Raw genomic sequence first — 18,455 nt, 5'->3', positions numbered from 1 at the left:
TCCACCCGCCCCCTCGGAAGGCTGAGCGGAGGTGTTCATCCGGGGATGGGCGCGCAGCGCCGTTCGACGCAGTCGAACTCATTGCATGTAGGTCGAAGCGAAGCCGACCGGAGGGCAATGCCCCCGGATGAATACCGGAGCGAAGGAACCCCGAGCCTTAGCGAGGGGCCGTACGTAAGGGGCGAGACCTTTGGTTCCTTTGGGGCGTTTGCCAAAGGGACTCGCCGTAAGGGCGAAACCATAAGCCGCCGTTACCGCAGCAATGGATATGTACACAACCCAAACCACCAGCCTGGTCGGCCCAGAGGCCGCCAAGGCCTAGTCCCCTCGGACGATGTGACAACTGGACGTCAGAGCAAGAATCCATCGCACTCCCCAACCAACAAAAAGGCCCAGTGCGATGAACGACGTCAATCTCAAAGCCGACATGCTCCAGGCCATGCGCCGCCTGGCCAAGTCAGTCACCATTATCAGCACCAGCAACGGCTCCGAACGCTTCGCCATGGCCGCCACCGCAGTCGACTCGCTGAGCACCGAACCACCATCGCTGCTGATCTGCGTCAACAAGACCGCCTCGCCCCACGCTGCACTGGCGACCGGCGCCGACTTCTGCGTCAACATCCTCGGCGTTGAACAACAGGACCTGGCCAACCTGTGCAGTGGTGCAATCAAGGGCGAAGCGCGCTTCGACCGTGGCAATTGGCTGACCAGCCCCGGCGGCATTCCGTACTTGGGTGACGCGCAGTCGGCGCTTCTCTGCCGTCAGGACGGCCACTTCAGCTACGGCACCCACACGGTGTTCATCGGGCGCATTCTGCAGATCCACACTACCGACGAAATCACGCCGCTGGTCTACCTCGACGGCAGCTACACCACCACCGCCAAACCGACACCTTCTTTCGCTGTTGCTGGCTGAGGCCCGGACATGGACGGCGTGAACGGGTTGACGGCGCTGCGAGTGAACAGCGCCGACCAGTTGCCATGGGATGACCGCTGCGATTTACTGGTGGTGGGTTTTGGCGGTGCCGGCGCCTGTGCTGCCATCGAGGCCGCCAGCCGCGGACTCGCAGTGTTGGCGCTGGATCGCTTCGAAGGCGGCGGCGCCACGGCGCTGAGCGGTGGCGTGGTCTATGCCGGCGGCGGTACGCCGTATCAGCATCAGGCTGGCTATGAAGACACCAGCGAAGCCATGTTCAATTACCTGCGTCAAGAAGTCGGCGAGGCCGTCAGCCACGAGACATTGCGGGCGTTCTGTGAAGGCAGCCGCGAGCAACTGGCCTGGCTGGAGCGTCAAGGCGCGGCGTTCGAGGCAAGCGTCCCGCCGCACAAAACCTCGTACCCGAGTGACCAGTACTACCTCTATTACTCCGGCAACGAAGCCGTGCCGGCCTATGCCGCCAGCGCCAAGCCGACGCCCCGTGGCCACCGCACCAAAGGCCCGGGCATGTCCGGCGCCAGCCTGTTCGCCCCGCTCAAGGCCAGCGCCTTGCGTCACGGCGCGCGCCTGCGCAGCCAGTGCGAAGTGCGGCGACTGGTGCTCGACCTCGACGACAAGGTCCTCGGTGTCGAAGCCTGGCAATTGCCGTCGGGTAGCCGCGCCGCCGAACAACATGCGCGTCTGTCACGCTGGGCCGCCGCCATTCATATGTACGCTCCGGCGTTGGCCGACCGCTTGCGCGCCCGTCAGCGTCGCATCGAACAGACCAGCGCCATTCGGCAATTGATTCGCGCCGAACAGGCGGTGTTGCTGAGCAGCGGCGGTTTTATCTTCAATCGCGATCTGGTGCGCCAACACGCGCCGCAGTACCTGGCCGGTCTGCCGCTGGGCGCCACCGGTTGCAACGGCAGCGGCATCGCCCTTGGCCAAAGTGCTGGCGGCAGCGTGGCGCGGATGGACAAGGTCAGCGCCTGGCGTTTCATCAACCCGCCACTGGCCTGGGCTCGCGGGCTGATCGTCAATGCTCGCGGACAGCGTTATGCCAACGAAGAAATCTACGGCGCGACCCTCGGCCACGCCATGGTCGAAGAACAGGATGGCCGCGCCATTCTGATTCTCAATCGGGCGCTGGTTCGAGAAGCACTCAGCCAGGTCGGCCCCGGCAAAGTCTGGAATTTCCAGCGTCTGCCGGTGCTACTCAATCTGCTGTTCAACGCCAAGCGCAGCAACAGCCTCGCCGGCCTGGCCAAACGCTGCAACCTGCCGCCCGAACTGCTGCGCCAAAGTGTCGAACGCTATTCCCGCGCAGCACGCGGTGAGGTCGCCGACGAGTTCGGCAAATCCGCCGCCATGCTCACCGACCTCGACCAAGGCCCGTGGTACGCCCTCGACTTGTCTTTCGACAGCAAACTCTTCCCCTGCCCGGTCATCACCCTGGGCGGGCTGAAGGTCTGCGAGGACAGCGGTCGGGTGCTGGACCACGCCGGCCAGCCAATAAACGGTCTCTACAGCGCCGGCCGCAATGCGGTCGGGGTCGCCTCCAACCTGTATGTCTCCGGCCTGTCCCTGGCCGACTGCATTTATTCCGGTCGCCGGGCAGCCGCCCACGTGGCCGACCAATTCGCACTTCAAACCGCACGATCAGGAGAACAACAATGCAACGTGTAGAAGGCAAAGTCTGCATCATCACCGGCGCCGCCAGCGGCATCGGTCGCGAAGACGCCCTGCTGCTGGCCCGCGAAGGCGCCAAAGTGGTACTGACCGACCTCAATGAAGAGGCCGGTCGCCAGGTGGCTGCGGAAATCGGCGCCAACGCGCTGTTCATCCGCCACGACATCGCCAGCGAAAGCGATTGGCAACAGGTGGTCAAGACCACCGTCGAACACTTCGGCCGTCTCGATGTACTGGTCAACAACGCCGCGATCCTCGCGCTGGGCAGCATCGAAGACACCACGCTGGAGCTGTGGCAGAAGGTGCAGAAAATCAACGGCGAAGGCTACTTCCTTGGCTGCAAGTACGCGATCCAGGCCATGAAGGAAACCGGCGGCGGCTCGATCATCAACATGTCGTCGGTGGCAGCATTGGGCGCGATGCCGATGTTCTGCGCCTACTCGGCGTCCAAAGGCGCGGTGGCGGCGATGACCCGTTCCATTGCCTTGCACTGCAAGCAGCAGGGCTACCGCATCCGCTGCAACAGCGTGCACCCGGATGGCGTGAACACGCCGATGACCCAGGCCCTCGCCGGTGGTCAGCCGATCCCGCAGGAAGCGCTGGACCAGGACCCGATGAACCGCATGGCCGCGCCACGGGACATTGCCAACGTGGTGCTGTTCCTTGCCGCCGACGAGTCGCGGTTCGTCAACGGTGCCGAGATCCGCGTCGACAACGCCCAACTGATCAGCGGGCTCTGAGGCCGAGGTGAACATGGGCACGCAACAACAGAACCTGACCCCGGCCGAACACACGACGGCAAGCGTCTCATTGCAAGTGTGCGCGGTGATCGACGAGACCGCTGACGCGCGCTCGCTGGTGCTGGACATACCGCCAACCCTGCGTGAGCGCTTTCGCTACAAACCGGGCCAGTTCCTGAGTTTTCGTGTGCCCTTCGCCGGCAAACTGTTGACCCGCTGCTACTCCATGGCCAGTTCGCCCCTCGCGGACGCACTGCCCAAGGTCACGGTGAAACGGGTCGACGGCGGCCGGGTGTCGAACTGGATGAACCAAGTGCAGGTCGGCGACTGGCTGGAAGTGCTGCCACCGGCCGGGCATTTCTGCCTGGACCCGCAGGCGGACACCGAAAAGCCCCTGGTCCTGTTCGGGGGCGGTTCGGGCATCACCCCGGTGTTTTCCATTCTCAAATCAGTGCTGCACAGCAGTCGGCGGCCGATCAAATTGATCTATGCCAACCGCGATGAAGTGTCGGTGATATTCAAGGACGAGCTGTGCCGGTTGATCAAGGCGCATCCTGATCAACTGCACGTGGTGCACGTCCTCGATTCGGTGCAGGGCTTCCTGACGGACCATCAGGTCCGTCATCTGCTGCGCGGATCGGCCGGTGGCGACTACTTCATCTGCGGGCCGGGACCGTTCATGGACACCGTGGAGCGCACGCTGCTGGCACTGGGCGAAGCGGCTGAGCGGATCCATGTCGAACGTTTCGTCTCGCCGCCGGACCCCGACGAACTGTTGGCCGAAGAAGCCCTCGCCCGCGAGGCAGCCATGGGGTCGCAGTGCGAAGCGCTGATCGTCGAACTCGATGGCCAGCAACACGAAATTGCCTGTCGTCCCGGCGACAGCCTGCTGCAAAGTTGCAAAGCGGCCGGCCTGGACGTGCCATCGTCCTGTGAAGAAGGTTTTTGCGGGGCCTGCATGTGCGTGGTCAAGGAAGGCGAGGTTCAGTTGGCGCGCAACGATGTGCTGACGCCCAAGGAACTGGCCGACGGCTGGACCCTGGCCTGCCAGAGCCGACCAACCGGCGCCAAGGTACACCTGAAATTCCCCGATTGAAGATACGCATATCCCTGTAGGAGCGAGCTTGCTCGCGAAGAACGTTAACGCTGACGCGGGTAGCCTGGATGAACGCGGTGTACTTGCATTCTTCGCGAGCAAGCTCGCTCCTACAGTGAACAGCATTCCCCGACTGAGGCGCGCCGTCGCCTTAGTCTCATTGGACGATCACCCAGGCCCGGTCTGCGGTTAGACTCGGCCACAGCATTAGCCCACAACAATAAAAGAGGTGCAGTTATGGCTCGTTTGCAGAATAAGGTTGCGGTGGTCACCGGCGGTGCTTCGGGGATCGGTCTGGCCTGCGTGCGCCGTTTCGCCGCCGAAGGCGCGCAAGTGGTCGGGCTGGACATCGGTAGCGCACCGGCAGACTTTCCCGGCCTGTTCATGACCCTGGACGTGCGCGACGAAGCGCAAGTGCAGCAGGTCATGCAAGAAGTCATCAGCCGCTTCGGGCGCATCGACGTACTGGTCAACGCCGCCGGCGTCGCCGACCAGGGCAGCGTGACCCAGACCACCACCGCTGCCTGGCAACGGGTGATGGACATCAACCTGACCGGCAGCATGCTCACCAGCAAATACGCGCTGGAATCGATGGTTGAGCAGCGCGGTGGTTCGATCATCAACGTCGGTTCGATCTTCGGCCTGCAAGGCTGCGATGGCAACGTGGCCTATAACGTATCCAAGGGCGGCATCAACCAGCTGACCCGCTCGATGGCCATCGACTACGGCTACGCCAACATTCGCGTCAACGGTCTGTGCCCGGGCCTGATCGAAACGCCGATGACCAGCATGGTCCGTGACAATGACGCGTTCCACGCCTTCTTCGCCTCGCAGCACATGCTCAGCCGCTCCGGGCAGCCGGAAGAAGTGGCTAACGTCGCGCTGTTCCTGGCCTCGGACGAAGCATCCTTTGTCAGCGGCCAGATGATCGCCGTGGACGGTGGTTTTTCCGCCGGTCGCCGTTTCGCCCCACCCGCCCAGTAATTCGCAATCCGGCCGGGCGCCCTGCCCGGCCTACTCCCTTTTTCGTACTTGTCTTCTAACCGGGGAGGCCCCATGCCGCCTGTCGCCACCGCACTGACCATCGCTCAACTGTTCGCCAACGCTGCCCAGGCCTACGGCGACCGCCCGGCCATCGAGGACGCGGGCCACGTCATCAGCTACCGACAACTGGACCAACTGCGCCGCCAGGCTGCCCGCGCACTGCTGGCCCTCGACGTACAGGTCGGGGACCGCGTGGCGATCTGGGCGCCCAACGTGTGGGAGTGGATCGTCGCCGCCGGCGCCCTGCAGAGTGTCGGCGCCGCCCTGGTGCCGCTCAATACCCGGATGAAGGGCAGCGAGGCCGGCTACATCCTGCGCGAAAGCGGCACCTGCGTGCTGTTTGCCATCGGTGAATTCCTCGGCGCGGACTACCCCGGCATGCTGGCGTCGGAAGACCTGCCTGAGCTGCGTCACATCGTCAGTCTGCGCGGCGCCAATTCGGGCACCCTGGCTTGGGAGCGGTTTATGGATCTGGCGGCCGACGTGCCGCAACTGGCCTTGCGCAGCCGCGAGCAAAGCGTCGGCCCGCAAGCCTTGTCCGATGTGCTGTTCACTTCGGGTACCACCGGCAAGCCCAAAGGCGTGATGACCAGCCACGGCCAGAACCTGCGAATCGTGCGCGACTGGAGCGATATCGTCGGCTTGCGCGAGAGCGATCGCTACCTGATCGTCAATCCGTTCTTCCATTCCTTCGGCTACAAGGCCGGTTGGCTGGCCGCATTGATGCGTGGCTGCACCCTCCTGCCGCAGCAAGTGTTCGACGTGCAGGCCGTGCTCGAATGCGTGCAGCGCGAACGCATCAGCGTGTTGCCCGGGCCGCCGACGTTGTATCAGTCGTTGCTGGCCCATCCGCAACGCAGTGAATTCGACCTGAGCTCCTTGCGCGTGGCGGTGACCGGGGCGGCGGCAATCCCCGTGGAGATGATCCACCGCATGCGCGACGAACTCGGATTCGCCACCATCGTCACCGCGTATGGCCTGACGGAGGTCTGCGGTTTCGCCACGATCTGCCGCGCCGGCGACTCTGCGGAACTGGTCGCCAACACCAGCGGCCGGGCGATGCCGGGGGTAGAAGTACGCTGTGTCGGCAACAACGGTCGCAGCCAGCCGGCGAACATTCCCGGTGAAGTGCAGATTCGCGGCTACAACCTGATGCAGGGCTATCTCAACAATCCTGAAGCCAGCCAGGAAATACTCGATGCCGACGGCTGGCTGCACACCGGCGACATCGGCATGCTCGACGAACAGGGTTACCTGCGCATCACCGACCGCCTCAAGGACATGTTCATCACCGGCGGCTTCAATGTGTACCCGGCAGAGATCGAACAGTGTCTGCTGACCTATCCGGGCGTGGCCCAGGCAGCGGTGATCGGGATTCCCGATGAGCGCATGGGTGAGGTGGCGATGGCGTTCCTGCTGCCTGCGCCCGGGATGGAAATCGAGCAGGCCCGGTTCCTTGCCTGGTGCCGTGAGCAGATGGCCAACTACAAGGTTCCGCGCCGGGTGCAGGTATTGCAGAGCATGCCGATCAATGCGGCGGGCAAAGTGACGAAGAATGTGTTGCGCGAGTGGGCACTGCAGCCAACCGACTAAACGCAAACCCTGTAGGAGCGAGCCTGCTCGCGATGGTGTGTCAGTCGACATCAATGCTGGCTGTACCGGCCTCATCGCGAGCAGGCTCGCTCCCACAGTGTTCGAGGGTGTACACAGACTTCGCGTCCGACACAGATCAACTGTGGGAGCGAGCTTGCTCGCGATAGCGTCAGGTCAGTCGACATAGATGTTGAATGTTCTGCCGTCATCGCGAGCAAGCTCGCTCCCACAGGGTTTTATGTTTTACCTGCTACCGAGTCAGACCACCCGCGCCGGATGCTGCTGGCGCGGGTCGCCGAGCATGGCACGATAGGACGGTGGCTGGCGGCCTTCGGCTTCGCTGATGCCATAACCCGGCGCGACTTCGGCGGTGATCAGGGTCTGCCCGGTCAACGCCATCAACTGCGGGTCATTGAGCAAGGCATGAATCACCCGCCCGTTGAATTGCGGGGTTTCGGCGTGGGCCAGAAACGCCTGGTACTGCTCGCCATGCTGCTCGCCGGCAATCCTGGTGCGTTCGGTCAGTTGCGGGCCGAGCCACAGCGACAACGCCGCCACGCCCTGCCCTTCGAAATCGATCGCCATGTCGGCCGCCAGCTTGTCGACGCCGGCCTTTTGCGCGCCGTACGCCGGGCCATGCATGTAGCACCCGGCGCCGAATGACGACGTGAAGCAAATCAGGCCTTGAGTACTTTTCAGCAACAGCGGTGCCGCGTAGTAGCTGGCGATGTAGGCCGAGCGCAGGCCGACGTCGAGAATGCGCACCAGGTCCAGCGGCTTCACCCAGAACGGTCCCGGTTCGATCAACTGGTCATGGATGAACGCTGCGTTATTCACCAGCAAATCCAGATGCCCGCATTCCTTTTCGACCTGCGCAAACAACGCCTCGACTTGCGCATCATCGGCGTGATCACAGACCACCGCGATACCGCGTCCGCCGGCGGCAGTAATCGCAGCGGCGGTGTCCTCCAGCGAACCGCGCATGGCATGCCCGTACAAGTACGACCCGCCCTGCTCAGGTGCACGGCCGGTGACATACACCGTCATGCCCGCCGCCCCGAGGGCCAGGGCAATGCCCTGCCCCACTCCGCGACTGGCGCCAGTAACGACAGCGATCTGTTGACGTGGGTGATTCATTCGACACTCCCGAACAAGGTCTTGGCCGCAGCGGTTTCGCTCTGGCGCTTGATGTGATTGGCCGCCAGGTAACCGAAGGTCATGGCCGGGCCGATGGTCGAACCGGCGCCCGGATAGGTGCGGCCCATCATCGAGGCGGCGCTGTTGCCGATGGCGTACAGGCCGTTGATCGGTTCGCCGTCTTCATGCAACACGCGGGCGTGCACGTCGGTCAGCAGGCCACCCTTGGTGCCGATGTCGCCGGCGTCGATGCGCACGGCGTAGAACGGCCCTTTGAGCAACGGCGCCAGGCACGGATTGGGTTGCACGTTGGGGTCGCCGTAGTAGCGATCGAACAGCGATTCGCCCTTGTGGAAATCCTCGTCGACACCCTGCACGGCCATGCCGTTGAAACGCTGCATGGTGCGCACCAACCCGCCCGCGTCGACGCCGATTTTCGTCGCCAATTCTTCCAGGCTCGACGCCTTGTGGAAGTAGTCGCGCAGGTGCTCGGGCAACTGCCAATCGCGCTGGGCATAGCCCGGCAGCAAGGCGCCGCACGGATATTTGCGGCGGAACTCGGCGTCGAACACCATCCAGCACGGCACGCTCGCAGCACCTTCGCGGTTATTGGCGTACATCGCATAAACGATATCGGTGTAGGGTGCAGCTTCGTTTACGAAACGCTCCCCCGCCGCATTGACCATCACGCACCCCGGCAAGGTGCGCTCGACAAACAACGCACGCTGCTTTTCTTCGCCTTTGACGTAAGTGGTCGGCGCCCACCAGCTGTGTTCCATCAACGCGGTCCGCGCGCCGATGGCCTGGCCGGCGCGAATGCCGTCGCCGGTATTGTTCGGCGGCGTGGCACTCCAGTTCGCCTGGGACGGCTGCGGCAGGTACTGCTCACGCATCGCCTGATTACGCTCGAAACCACCGGCAGCGATGATCACCCCGTAGCGCGCCTTGACGTTGAGCAACTGACCGTTGCGATTGACCCGCGCCCCGCCGACCCGGTCGCCGACCAGCAGCAGTTCTTCCAGCGCACAGTCGAGCCACAGCGACTTGCCGCGATCCTGCAACGAACAGCGCAAGGCACCGATTAAGGCATTGCCCAGGGTCAGGAAACGATCGCGACGGGACAAGCGCCGCCCCTCGCGATCACGCCAGTAGCGCCACATCACCCGCAGGGTCAGGCGTAACCAGCCGGGGCCGCGGCACAGCAACACTTGCGCCTCTTTCATGGTCATAGCCATGCGCCCCATCATCAGGGTGCCGGGGGACGGAGCGCGCATGCGCAAAAATTCTTCGCCGAGTTCAGCGGCATCGAACGGTTGCGGATCCATCGAACGATAGCCCGGTTTGCCGCCCTCGACTTCCGGGTAGTAATCGGCGTAGCGCGGTTGCGCCTCGAAGCGCACGCGGGTGTGTTGTTCCAGGTACTCGACCATCTCCCGGCCGTGCTCGACATAGGCTTCAATGCGCCCGTCGTCGATCTCGCCGTGGGTCACGGCGCGGATGTAGGCAATCGCTTCGGCCGCCGAATCACTGCCGCCGATGGCGTTGATCCTGTGGTTGTCGGGGATCCAGATGCCGCCACCGGACACCGCCGAGGTGCCGCCGTACTCGCCGCTCTTTTCGATCAGCAACGCATTCAACCCCAGGTCATGAGCGCGCAGCGCAGCGGTCATGCCCCCGGCTCCCGAGCCAATCACCAACACATCACAGCACTCGTCCCATTTGATCCCGGCAGCGTTCATGCGATCACCCTTGTTCAGCGCCCGTCAGGCAGAAACCGCCACCGCCGGATCTTCGCCCGGTGCAGTCGGTCTCGGGATTGTTCGCCGCGCGCGCCGGGCGTTCATCGTCCGATGGGACTAAGCCACAGACCGGAGCGCACCTGATCCCCTGTAGGAGCTGTGTAGGAGCTGTCGAGTGCAACGAGGCTGCGATCTTTTGATTTTTCAAAGCAAGGTCAAAAGATCGCAGCCTCGTTGCACTCGTCAGCTCCTACGGCAATCCGTTGTTCCCGTACAAATCGCTTAGTCCGCTTGGACGATGTTGCGCGCAAGTCGCGACTCCATAGTCGCCCACAGCACCAATCATCCCCCCTGAAATGCAGGTCGGGCAGGTCTGACCTGGGCCATGAGGACGACATGATAAAAACAATAATCGCCCCACCAACACAGCACCCTCGCACACAGCTTGTTCTATTGATGCTGGCTGGCGGATTGAGCGCTCACGTTAACGCCATGAGCTTTCAGCCAAGCGAAGACTTGAGCATCGACTGGGACACCACTCTGACGTACAGCCTCGCCTGGCGGACCGAGGCTCGCGATCACAAACTGACCGCGAACGCTAACGGCAACGACGGCGACAACGCGTTCGACAAAGGCAGCCTGATCAACAACCGCAGCGGCTTTCTCACCGAAGCCAACATCAAGTGGCAGGACGACTACGGCGTGTTCGTCCGGGCGACGGGCTTCTATGACAACGTCTACGATCAGGACAACGACAACACCACCGGTACCTCGAACTGCTTCGCCGGCGGCCATTGCAGCCAGCCCGACCGTTTCTCCCAGGACACCATCGACCAGCATCGCAATGAATTGCGCATGCTCGATTACTACGCCTATGGCACCTGGGACGTGAGCGGCCACGCCCTCAACGCGCGCCTGGGTAACCAGGTGGTGAGCTGGGGTGAAAGCCTGTTCTACCCGGGTATTTCCGCGGCCCAGAGCCCGGTGGACGCGACCAAGGCGACCACTCCGGGCGTCGAGGTCAAGGAAATCCTGCTGCCGGTCGGCCAACTGTTCACCCAGTTCGCCCTGACCGAAAGCCTGGGTATCCAGGCCTACTACCAATACAAATGGGAGAAAACCGAGTTGTTCGGCGTGGGTAGCTACTTCTCCACCACCGACTTCATCGATGAGGGTGGTTTCAACGACGCCTCCGGTTTCGTCACCCGCCTCAAGGACGACAAACCGAGCGACAGCGGCCAGTACGGTCTGGCCTTCACCTACGCCGCCGAGTCGCTGAACAACACCGAGTTCGGCATCTACTACGCGCGTTATCACGACAAGACCCCGTCGCTGGACTTCGCATCGACCCTGGGCCGCTATCAGGTGCGCTACTTCGACAACATCGACCTGTTCGGCGCGAGTTTCGCCACGGTGCTGGGCGACGTCAGCTGGGCCGGTGAAGTCAGCTACCGCGACGGTACGCCGGTAATGGTCGACAACGGTTTCTCCAGCCCCGTGCGCGGCAAGACCGTGCAAGCGCAAACGTCGATGATCTACGTGCTCGGCCCGACCTTCTTCGCCGACAACACCAGCCTGACCGGCGAAGTGGTCTACAACACCGTGGTCAGCAACGACAAGTCGCAGCCAGTGACCCTGGCCCCTGGCTTCGCGCTGCCGGGAACCGACAGCCTGGTCTATGACCGCGATGCCTGGGGCTACACGGTGCAGGCGAACTTTGACTACAACAACGTGTTCAGCGGATGGGACATGTCGGTGCCTGTCACCTTCAGCGCCGCCGCCCACGGCGACAGCTCGATGGTCGGCTCGATCAACGCCGGCCAGAACGATAACCGCGCCAGCATCGGCAGTTCGTGGCGCTACCTCGGCAACTTCACCGTCGAGGCCCGCTACAACGCCTACCTCGGCAACGCCAACAACAGCCCGTTGGCCGACCGCGACAACGTCGCGCTCAACTTCAAGTACCGGTTCTGATTCCCCTGTCGGAGGAGCACAGCATGTCCAGATTCACCCAAACATTATTGAGCACCGCGCTGACCGTCGGCCTGCTCGGCAGTGGCCTGGCGTACGCCAAGGTCAGTCCCGAAGAAGCCGCACGCCTGGGCCAGGACCTGACCCCGATGGGCGCCGAAAAAGCCGGCAACGCCGACGGCAGCATCCCGGCCTGGTCCGGCAAATGGCGCGGTCTGCCACCGGGTCTCAAGTACGCCGGCCCCGGCACCCCGTATCCGGACCCGTACGCCGCGGAAAAACCACTGTTCGTGATCGATTCGAAGAACATGGACAAGTACGCAGGCAACCTGACCGATGGCCAGAAAGCGTTGCTCAAACGTTACCCTGATACCTTCAAGATCCCGGTGTACCCGAGCCACCGCGACTTCCGCCTCGATCAGCGCATGGAAGACCTGATCAAGAAAAACGCCGTCACTGCCGAACTCGACAATGACAACAACGACACGAAAAACGCCTGGGGTGCCTCGCCGTTCCCGATCCCGAAGAACGGCAGCGAGTTGATGTTCAACCATACCTTGCAGTCGCGCGCCAACACTGAAGAGGCCAACTACAGCCAGGCGGTGGTGTACGCCAACAAGGAAAAGGTGCTCGAAGAGGTCAACTACAAGATCTTCTCGATCTGGTCCAGTCCGGACAAATCCCTGGAGACGGCCAACGGTGTGCTCACCAACTTCCTGATCACCACCCTGGAACCGGTGCGCAAGAAAGGCGAGATCGTGGTCGGTCACGAATTCATCAACCCGACCTCCTCCCCCCGCCAGGCCTGGCAGTACAGCCCGGGTCAACGCCGGGTACGTCGCGCGCCGACCGTGGGCTACGACTCGCCGACAGGTGCGGGAGGTTTTCGCGTGTACGACGAAGACCGTTTGTTCAACGGTGCACCGGACCGCTACAACTGGACCATCGTCGGTAAGAAAGAGATCTACATTCCGTACCACAACTACAAGATCGACGATCCAAGCGTAACGGCCGACCAGATCCTGGCCACCACCGGTCACATCGATCCGCAGTACATGCGCTACGAGAAGCACCGCGTCTGGGTGTTGCAGGCCGACCTCAAGGAAGGTGCCCGCCACGTGTACGCCAAGCGCGTGCTGTACCTGGACGAGGACAGCTGGTCCGCGACCCTGGCCGACAACTACGACAGCCGTGGCCAGTTGTGGCGCACCAACATGCAGACTTCGATCTACGCCTACGAGATGCAGCGCTACCACGCTCGCCTCGGCATCTACCACGACCTGATCGCCGGGTCCTACCTGGTTGACCGCATGCTGGTCGATCAGAAACCGGCCAAGCTCAATGCCACCGCCTTCACCGAAGACGAATTCACCCCTGGCAATCTGCGCCAACTCGGCACCCGCTAAACCCCTGACGCTCCGACCGATTCATTTGGTCGGGGCGTCATGCTCTGTCAAATCCGCTCCTCCCACGGAAGACTCCCCCATGAACAAACTCCTTGCCGGCATCATCGCCATGGCCAGCGTTGGCTTGTCGATGCAAGCCAACGCCCTGAACATTTTGCTGACCAACGACGATGGCTGCCGCGCACCCGGCATCGATGCGATGTACCGCGCCCTGACTGTCGCCGGGCACAAGGTCACGCTGGTCGGGCCGTTGAACGACAGCAGTGGCATCAGCGCGGCCAGCGTGGTCGTGCCTGGCCAGGCCCTGGCGGTGACCGAACTGGCGCCGGGCAAGTTTTGCGTCGGGCCACCGGAGGGCTACACGGCACCTGCCGGCAAAACCTCCGCCATCGGCACGCCGGTGGATGCAGTCAACGTCGGCCTGGACGTGATCCTCAAGGATTCGCCGCCAGACCTGGTGGTGTCGGGCAGCAACTTCGGCGAAAACGTCGGCCCGCTGACGCAGATGTCCGGCACCCTGAACGCGGCCGTGCGCGCGATGTTCAAGGGGATTCCGGCGGTGGCGGTGTCCACGGGCATCGACATGGACCTGATCATCCGCGACCAGCAAGCCGGCTACCGCAAGACCCTCGGCGCCATGGACGACACGGCGCGCTTTGCCGTGAAGGTCATCGAACAGGCGAGCCTGGCCGGTACAGAAGCCAGACAGGCCTGCGCCAGGAACAAACATCAGTGTGATTTGAACGTACTCGGCCTGCCGGGTGTCAGCGGCCTGAACCTCAACTACCCGGCCCTGAAACCCGATGAAGTCAAAGGCGTGAGCTTTGCGCCGATCGGCAACTGGGATCGCGTGAACTTCACCTCGCAGCGAGGCGCCGACGGCGTAGTCCACGTCAACCTGGCCCCGCCGTCGACACCGACCGAAGTCCAGCAAAAGGCCGATGCCTATCAACTATGGCAAGGCCACGCGGTGATCACCGTGATCGACGGCAACATGACAGCGCCGGAGGCGGTGCAGGACCAGGCGAAGAAGATGTTGCGCGGGATCAAGCCTTAATCCAGCGCGGAACGGTGTTAATCACAAAACCATTGTGGGAGCGAGCTTGCTCGCGATGAGGCCGGCACATTCAACATGGATGTCGCCAGACATTCCGCCATCGCGAGCAAGCTCGCTCCCACAGGGTTATCAAGTGTTCGCAATATCTGCGGGTATCCAAAAATCATTGTGGGAGCCAGCCTGCTCGCGATGAGGCCGGCATATTCAACATTGATGTCGCCTGACAGCCCCCCATCGCGAGCAAGCTCGCTCCCACAGGGTTAGCGGGTGTACGCAACATCTACGGGTATCCAAAAATCATTGTGGGAGCGAGCTTGCTCCGGGCGGCGTTCCGACGATGGTGGCAACGCGGTTACGGATCAAACCCATATCGCGTCCCACAGCGGATAATCGCCCAGCTTCTCCACCAACCCCGCGCGTAACGGGTTGGCGACAACATATCGAGCAAGCTTCACCAGATCCTCATCCCGCCTCAACGCCCGATCGTGATAGCCCTGCTGCCAAAGGCTGCCTTTACGTCCGATGGACATGTTCACGGCCCGCGTACTCAATGATTTGGTTTTTTGCATCAGCTGAATGAGTGAGCACTGCTGCAGCTCGATCAACCAATGAAAATGATCGGGCATGACAACCCAGGCTAAAGAGTTCGCCCAGTATTGTTCCTGTGCATATTGAAATTGCTTGACGACCAGCCTGCCCAAACCGAAATCCTTGAAAACCGGTTGTCGGTCCAGCGTGTTGCTCGTCAGCAGGTAAATTCTGTTGGGTTCGGGATAGCGGCCTGTGCGCAGGCGATGTGAGGCGGGTAATTCAGGCATTCCATTGCCCTCTCCGTGGTGAATTCAGAAGGAAGGCTAGACCGGTGGATGCTTGAGCGTTGGGTCAACTTTTGACTGGATGTGACCAATCGATAGCTATCGCGAGCAAGCTCGCTCCCACAATGATTTCGGCTGCTCGCAGATATTGCATACACCCATTAACCCTGTGGGAGCGAGCTTGCTCGCGATGAGGCCGGCACATTCAAAATAGATGTCGACCGACAATCCGCTATCGCGAGCAAGCTCGCTCCCACAGGGTTTTGTGTTGGCTTCAGACTGCTGGCTGGAACGGCACAAACTCCGTCACTTCCAGATCGAATCCGGACACGGCCTTGTACGGCACTGGCGAACTCATCAGGCGCAATTTGCGTACGTTCTGGTCGCGCAGGATCTGCGCGCCGATGCCCAGGGTCCGTTGCGGAAAATGTGACGCCAGGTGCTTGCCTGCGTTGCGCTGACGCAGTTGTTCGAGCACGCCCTCGGCGGTTTCCTTTTGTGCCAGCAACACCAGTACGCCGTTACCGGCGGCTGCGATACTGGCCAGCGAACGTTCGAGGGTCCACTGTTGCGCCCCGCCCTCGTTTTCACACCCCAGCGCATCGCGCAACGTCTCGATGCTTTGCACCCGCACCAGCACCGGTTGCGTGCTGTCGATCCGGCCCTTGACCAGCGCCAGGTGCAACGCGCCCTGGTAGGTGTCCTGATAGGTGGTCACCTGGAACTCGCCGTGACGGGTATGCAGCGGGTATTCGCCGCCGCGCTCGATCGTGCCTTCATGCAGGATGCGGTAGTGAATCAGGTCGGCAATGGTGCCGATCCGCAGGCCATGCCGTTGGGCGAATTCATGCAACTCGGCACCACGGGCCAGTTCGCCGTCCTCGTTGAGAATGCCCACCAGCGTTGCCGCCGGTTGCAGGCCCGCCAGACGTGTCAGGTCGCAGGCGGCCTCGACATGTCCGGCCCGCTGCATCACGCCACCGGGCAAGGCTTGCACCGGGAAGATATGCCCCGGTTGTACCAGGTCTGCCGGAACGCTGGCCGGGTCGACCGCCACCTGGATCGAGCGCGCCCGATCCGCCGCCGAGATGCCGGTGGACACCCCGGTGGCGGCTTCGATCGAGCGGGTAAAACCCACGCCATGTTGCGCCCGCGAGTTGGGCACCATCAGGTCCAGGCCCAGGGCGCGGCAGCGCTGCTCGGTCAGGGCCAGGCAAATCAGCCCGCGCGCCTGCACCGCCATGAACGTGACGGCCTCGGCCCCGGCCTGTTCGGCGGCCATCAGCAAAGAGCCTTCGCCGTTGTGTTCGTCGTCGGTGATCACCACCATCTGCCCGGCGCCGATGGCTTCGATCAGTTGCGGTACCGTGTTGAAAGCCAGGCCGTTCACTGGAGTGCCCCGCGCAGGTCGGCCGCCGCATCGGACAAGGCATGTGCCGCCCCTTCGACAAAGGGCGCCATGCTGACAAAGCCGTGGATCATGCCGTCACAACGCTGGACGCGCACAGGCAAACCGGCCTCGCGCAGGCACTCGGCCATTGCCTCGCCTTCATCACGCAACGGGTCGAATTCGGCGGTAATCAGGGTCGTTGGCGGCAATCCCGCCAGGCTCTCGGCGCGCAGCGGCGAGGCCAATGGATCATCCGCCTGCCCGACGTCTTGCAGATATTGCTGCCAGAACCAGCGCATCATCCCGGCGGAAAGCAGATAGCTCTCGGCGAAGTCTTCGAAGGACTGACTGTTGCAACCTGCATCGGTGACCGGGTAAAACAGGCACTGATAACTGACCTTCGGCCCCTGGCATCGTGCCGCCAACTGACTGACCGCCAGCGCCAGATTGCCCCCGGCACTGTCCCCGGCCACGGCCAGCCGGCTACCATCGACGCGCAGTTCAGCCGCGTGCTCGACCAACCAGCAGGTGGCCGCATAACAATCGAGCGGTGCCGCCGGGAACGGGTGTTCCGGGGCCAGTCGGTAGGCGACCGACACCACCACCGCTTCGGTCTGGCGGGCCAGCGAGCGGCAGAGATTGTCGTGGGTATCGAGATTGCCCATGACAAATCCGCCGCCATGGAAAAACACCAGTAACGGCAGGTTGGGTTCTTCCGATGGCCGGTACAGCCGTGCGTCCAGATCACCGTCCGCACCGGCCACCCGCAGCTCGCGCACCTCGCTCATCGGTTCGCCGGGGATGGCCGGCAGCAGGTTGTCGGAGAATTGCCGGTACTGTGCGGCATCGACCTGACTGAAATCGGGTTCCGGGATGTCGCGAAACTGCTGGAGTACTCCAGCGATCTGCTTATCGAGCGGCATGGGCATCGTCCTCTACGTCAGTCATTTGAAACTGCGGATTGGTCTCGCCCAGGATGCTTTGTACTCGACGCTCAAGGGCCGGTTTGAAACTCTTGTGGGGCAGAATCCAGAAGCGTTTTTGCGCCACGGCGGCGAACACTTGCGCGGCCAGTTCCGCCGGGCTCATGCCCTGGCGAACGGTGCTGTCGAGCAGTTGACTGAAGTCGGATCCGGCAGTGTCCACCACCTGGTTCGAGGCCATGATTTCGCTGGCGACCGGCCCCGGGCACAGCACCGAAACCGACACCGGCGCACCGATCATCGCGAGTTCGTAATGCAGGGTTTCCGAGAGCGCAACCACAGCCTGCTTGGTCACGTTGTACGGTGCCATCAACGGACTGCTGACCAGCCCGGCAAGGGACGCCGTGTTGATCACGTGTGCTGGCCGGCCCTGACTGAGCAACAGCGGCACAAAGCTGCGAATGCCGTTGATCACACCGTTAAGGTTGACGTTCAACAGGCGCTGCCATTGAGCCTCGGTGATTTCCCAGCTGAAACCGGTTTGCATCACGCCGGCGTTGTTAAACAGCAGGTCGACCCCGCCAAAGTGCTCGACAACCCGGTCACGCAAGCGCTCGACCTGCGTTACATCACCGACATCGGTAACGCAGGCAATCGCTTGCACACCGCGGGCCTGCAACTCCTCGCACAGGGCTTGCAGTCCCGCTGCATCCCGATCCGCCAGCACCAGGCGCATGCCCAGCGTCGCCGCGTGTTCGGCCAGGCCACGGCCAATACCACTGGCGGCCCCGGTAATCACCGCTACCGGCCCTTGTTCATTACTCATCGCCTACTCCTGCCATGGGTCCAATGGCGCCAGTAGAGCGGGCCTGCTTGAAGCAGCCATCGTCCATTCAGACGATGCCTGCTTTTACAGGGGCGGCAGAATCCGTTACA

15 protein-coding genes are annotated in these 18,455 nt (G+C 62.7%); 9 read left to right on the top strand and 6 right to left on the bottom strand.

Annotation, left to right across the window (positions count from 1 at the left end):
* Positions 1–400: 400 nt before the first annotated feature.
* The 6 genes from AC1DKH_RS28095 (at position 401) to AC1DKH_RS28070 (ending at position 7,081) form a co-directional block, all read left to right on the top strand.
* On the top strand, positions 401–916 hold the full coding sequence (locus tag AC1DKH_RS28095) for a flavin reductase family protein (protein WP_477799971.1): 516 nt from the start codon (positions 401–403) through the stop codon (positions 914–916).
* 9 nt (positions 917–925) lie between these two features.
* Positions 926–2,605 (top strand): FAD-binding protein, encoded by a 1,680-nt coding sequence (locus AC1DKH_RS28090; RefSeq protein ID WP_477799970.1) that lies wholly within the window; start codon positions 926–928, stop codon positions 2,603–2,605.
* On the top strand, positions 2,593–3,348 hold the full coding sequence (locus AC1DKH_RS28085; RefSeq protein WP_150759511.1) for a glucose 1-dehydrogenase: 756 nt from the start codon (positions 2,593–2,595) through the stop codon (positions 3,346–3,348). The genes AC1DKH_RS28090 and AC1DKH_RS28085 overlap by 13 nt, the downstream gene beginning before the upstream one ends.
* A 13-nt stretch (positions 3,349–3,361) precedes the next feature.
* Complete coding sequence (locus AC1DKH_RS28080; RefSeq protein WP_477799969.1) at positions 3,362–4,444, top strand: 2Fe-2S iron-sulfur cluster-binding protein; 1,083 nt, start codon at positions 3,362–3,364, stop codon at positions 4,442–4,444.
* A gap of 237 nt (positions 4,445–4,681) precedes the next feature.
* Positions 4,682–5,428, top strand: coding sequence for an SDR family NAD(P)-dependent oxidoreductase (locus tag AC1DKH_RS28075; RefSeq protein WP_477760773.1), 747 nt, complete (start codon positions 4,682–4,684; stop codon positions 5,426–5,428).
* 72 nt (positions 5,429–5,500) lie between these two features.
* Positions 5,501–7,081, top strand: coding sequence for a FadD3 family acyl-CoA ligase (locus AC1DKH_RS28070; RefSeq protein WP_477799968.1), 1,581 nt, complete (start codon positions 5,501–5,503; stop codon positions 7,079–7,081).
* A gap of 258 nt (positions 7,082–7,339) precedes the next feature.
* On the opposite strand, the gene AC1DKH_RS28065 is transcribed toward AC1DKH_RS28070, so the two are convergent.
* Complete coding sequence (locus AC1DKH_RS28065; RefSeq protein ID WP_477799967.1) at positions 7,340–8,218, bottom strand: SDR family NAD(P)-dependent oxidoreductase; 879 nt, start codon at positions 8,216–8,218, stop codon at positions 7,340–7,342.
* Complete coding sequence (locus AC1DKH_RS28060; RefSeq protein WP_477799966.1) at positions 8,215–9,957, bottom strand: FAD-binding protein; 1,743 nt, start codon at positions 9,955–9,957, stop codon at positions 8,215–8,217. The genes AC1DKH_RS28065 and AC1DKH_RS28060 overlap by 4 nt, the downstream gene beginning before the upstream one ends.
* Before the next feature lie 396 nt (positions 9,958–10,353).
* Here AC1DKH_RS28060 and AC1DKH_RS28055 point away from each other — a divergent pair, with 396 nt between their 5' ends.
* The 3 genes from AC1DKH_RS28055 to surE all read left to right on the top strand — a co-directional run bounded on the left by AC1DKH_RS28055 (position 10,354) and on the right by surE (position 14,391).
* Complete coding sequence (locus AC1DKH_RS28055) at positions 10,354–11,931, top strand: DUF1302 domain-containing protein (RefSeq protein ID WP_477799965.1); 1,578 nt, start codon at positions 10,354–10,356, stop codon at positions 11,929–11,931.
* A gap of 23 nt (positions 11,932–11,954) precedes the next feature.
* Entirely contained in the window at positions 11,955–13,334 is a 1,380-nt protein-coding gene (locus tag AC1DKH_RS28050) for a DUF1329 domain-containing protein (protein WP_477799964.1), read from the top strand.
* 79 nt (positions 13,335–13,413) lie between these two features.
* The gene (gene surE / locus AC1DKH_RS28045) at positions 13,414–14,391 is read left to right on the top strand and encodes a 5'/3'-nucleotidase SurE (protein WP_477799963.1); all 978 of its coding nucleotides are present in this window, start codon (positions 13,414–13,416) and stop codon (positions 14,389–14,391) included.
* A gap of 359 nt (positions 14,392–14,750) precedes the next feature.
* On the opposite strand, the gene AC1DKH_RS28040 is transcribed toward surE, so the two are convergent.
* From AC1DKH_RS28040 to AC1DKH_RS28025, 4 genes are all read right to left on the bottom strand, one after another.
* A complete protein-coding gene (locus AC1DKH_RS28040; protein ID WP_477799962.1) occupies positions 14,751–15,209 on the bottom strand; it encodes an REP-associated tyrosine transposase in 459 nt (152 codons plus the stop codon).
* Between the two features lie 271 nt (positions 15,210–15,480).
* Complete coding sequence (locus AC1DKH_RS28035; protein WP_477756062.1) at positions 15,481–16,596, bottom strand: 3,4-dihydroxy-2-butanone-4-phosphate synthase; 1,116 nt, start codon at positions 16,594–16,596, stop codon at positions 15,481–15,483.
* On the bottom strand, positions 16,593–17,519 hold the full coding sequence (locus AC1DKH_RS28030; RefSeq protein ID WP_477799961.1) for an alpha/beta hydrolase: 927 nt from the start codon (positions 17,517–17,519) through the stop codon (positions 16,593–16,595). The genes AC1DKH_RS28035 and AC1DKH_RS28030 overlap by 4 nt, the downstream gene beginning before the upstream one ends.
* Positions 17,506–18,345: an SDR family NAD(P)-dependent oxidoreductase gene (locus AC1DKH_RS28025; protein ID WP_477799960.1), complete on the bottom strand. Its 840-nt coding sequence runs from the start codon at positions 18,343–18,345 to the stop codon at positions 17,506–17,508. The genes AC1DKH_RS28030 and AC1DKH_RS28025 overlap by 14 nt, the downstream gene beginning before the upstream one ends.
* Between the last annotated feature and the right edge of the window lie 110 nt (positions 18,346–18,455).

This window comes from Pseudomonas sp. 05L36 (genome assembly GCF_056398125.1).
The sequence above is the reverse complement of the archived record's forward strand: the minus strand, read 5'-3'. Positions and strand labels throughout refer to the sequence as shown.

What these genes read in the sequence shown, in the direction of transcription:
- AC1DKH_RS28095 (WP_477799971.1), top strand. Translation starts at nt 401, where the DNA reads ATGAACGACGTCAATCTCAAAGCCGACATGCTCCAGGCCATGCGCCGC.
- AC1DKH_RS28090 (WP_477799970.1), top strand. Translation starts at nt 926, where the DNA reads ATGGACGGCGTGAACGGGTTGACGGCGCTGCGAGTGAACAGCGCCGAC.
- AC1DKH_RS28085 (WP_150759511.1), top strand. Translation starts at nt 2,593, where the DNA reads ATGCAACGTGTAGAAGGCAAAGTCTGCATCATCACCGGCGCCGCCAGC.
- AC1DKH_RS28080 (WP_477799969.1), top strand. Translation starts at nt 3,362, where the DNA reads ATGGGCACGCAACAACAGAACCTGACCCCGGCCGAACACACGACGGCA.
- AC1DKH_RS28075 (WP_477760773.1), top strand. Translation starts at nt 4,682, where the DNA reads ATGGCTCGTTTGCAGAATAAGGTTGCGGTGGTCACCGGCGGTGCTTCG.
- AC1DKH_RS28070 (WP_477799968.1), top strand. Translation starts at nt 5,501, where the DNA reads ATGCCGCCTGTCGCCACCGCACTGACCATCGCTCAACTGTTCGCCAAC.
- AC1DKH_RS28065 (WP_477799967.1), bottom strand. Translation starts at nt 8,218, where the DNA reads ATGAATCACCCACGTCAACAGATCGCTGTCGTTACTGGCGCCAGTCGC.
- AC1DKH_RS28060 (WP_477799966.1), bottom strand. Translation starts at nt 9,957, where the DNA reads ATGAACGCTGCCGGGATCAAATGGGACGAGTGCTGTGATGTGTTGGTG.
- AC1DKH_RS28055 (WP_477799965.1), top strand. Translation starts at nt 10,354, where the DNA reads ATGATAAAAACAATAATCGCCCCACCAACACAGCACCCTCGCACACAG.
- AC1DKH_RS28050 (WP_477799964.1), top strand. Translation starts at nt 11,955, where the DNA reads ATGTCCAGATTCACCCAAACATTATTGAGCACCGCGCTGACCGTCGGC.
- surE (WP_477799963.1), top strand. Translation starts at nt 13,414, where the DNA reads ATGAACAAACTCCTTGCCGGCATCATCGCCATGGCCAGCGTTGGCTTG.
- AC1DKH_RS28040 (WP_477799962.1), bottom strand. Translation starts at nt 15,209, where the DNA reads ATGCCTGAATTACCCGCCTCACATCGCCTGCGCACAGGCCGCTATCCC.
- AC1DKH_RS28030 (WP_477799961.1), bottom strand. Translation starts at nt 17,519, where the DNA reads ATGCCGCTCGATAAGCAGATCGCTGGAGTACTCCAGCAGTTTCGCGAC.
- AC1DKH_RS28025 (WP_477799960.1), bottom strand. Translation starts at nt 18,345, where the DNA reads ATGAGTAATGAACAAGGGCCGGTAGCGGTGATTACCGGGGCCGCCAGT.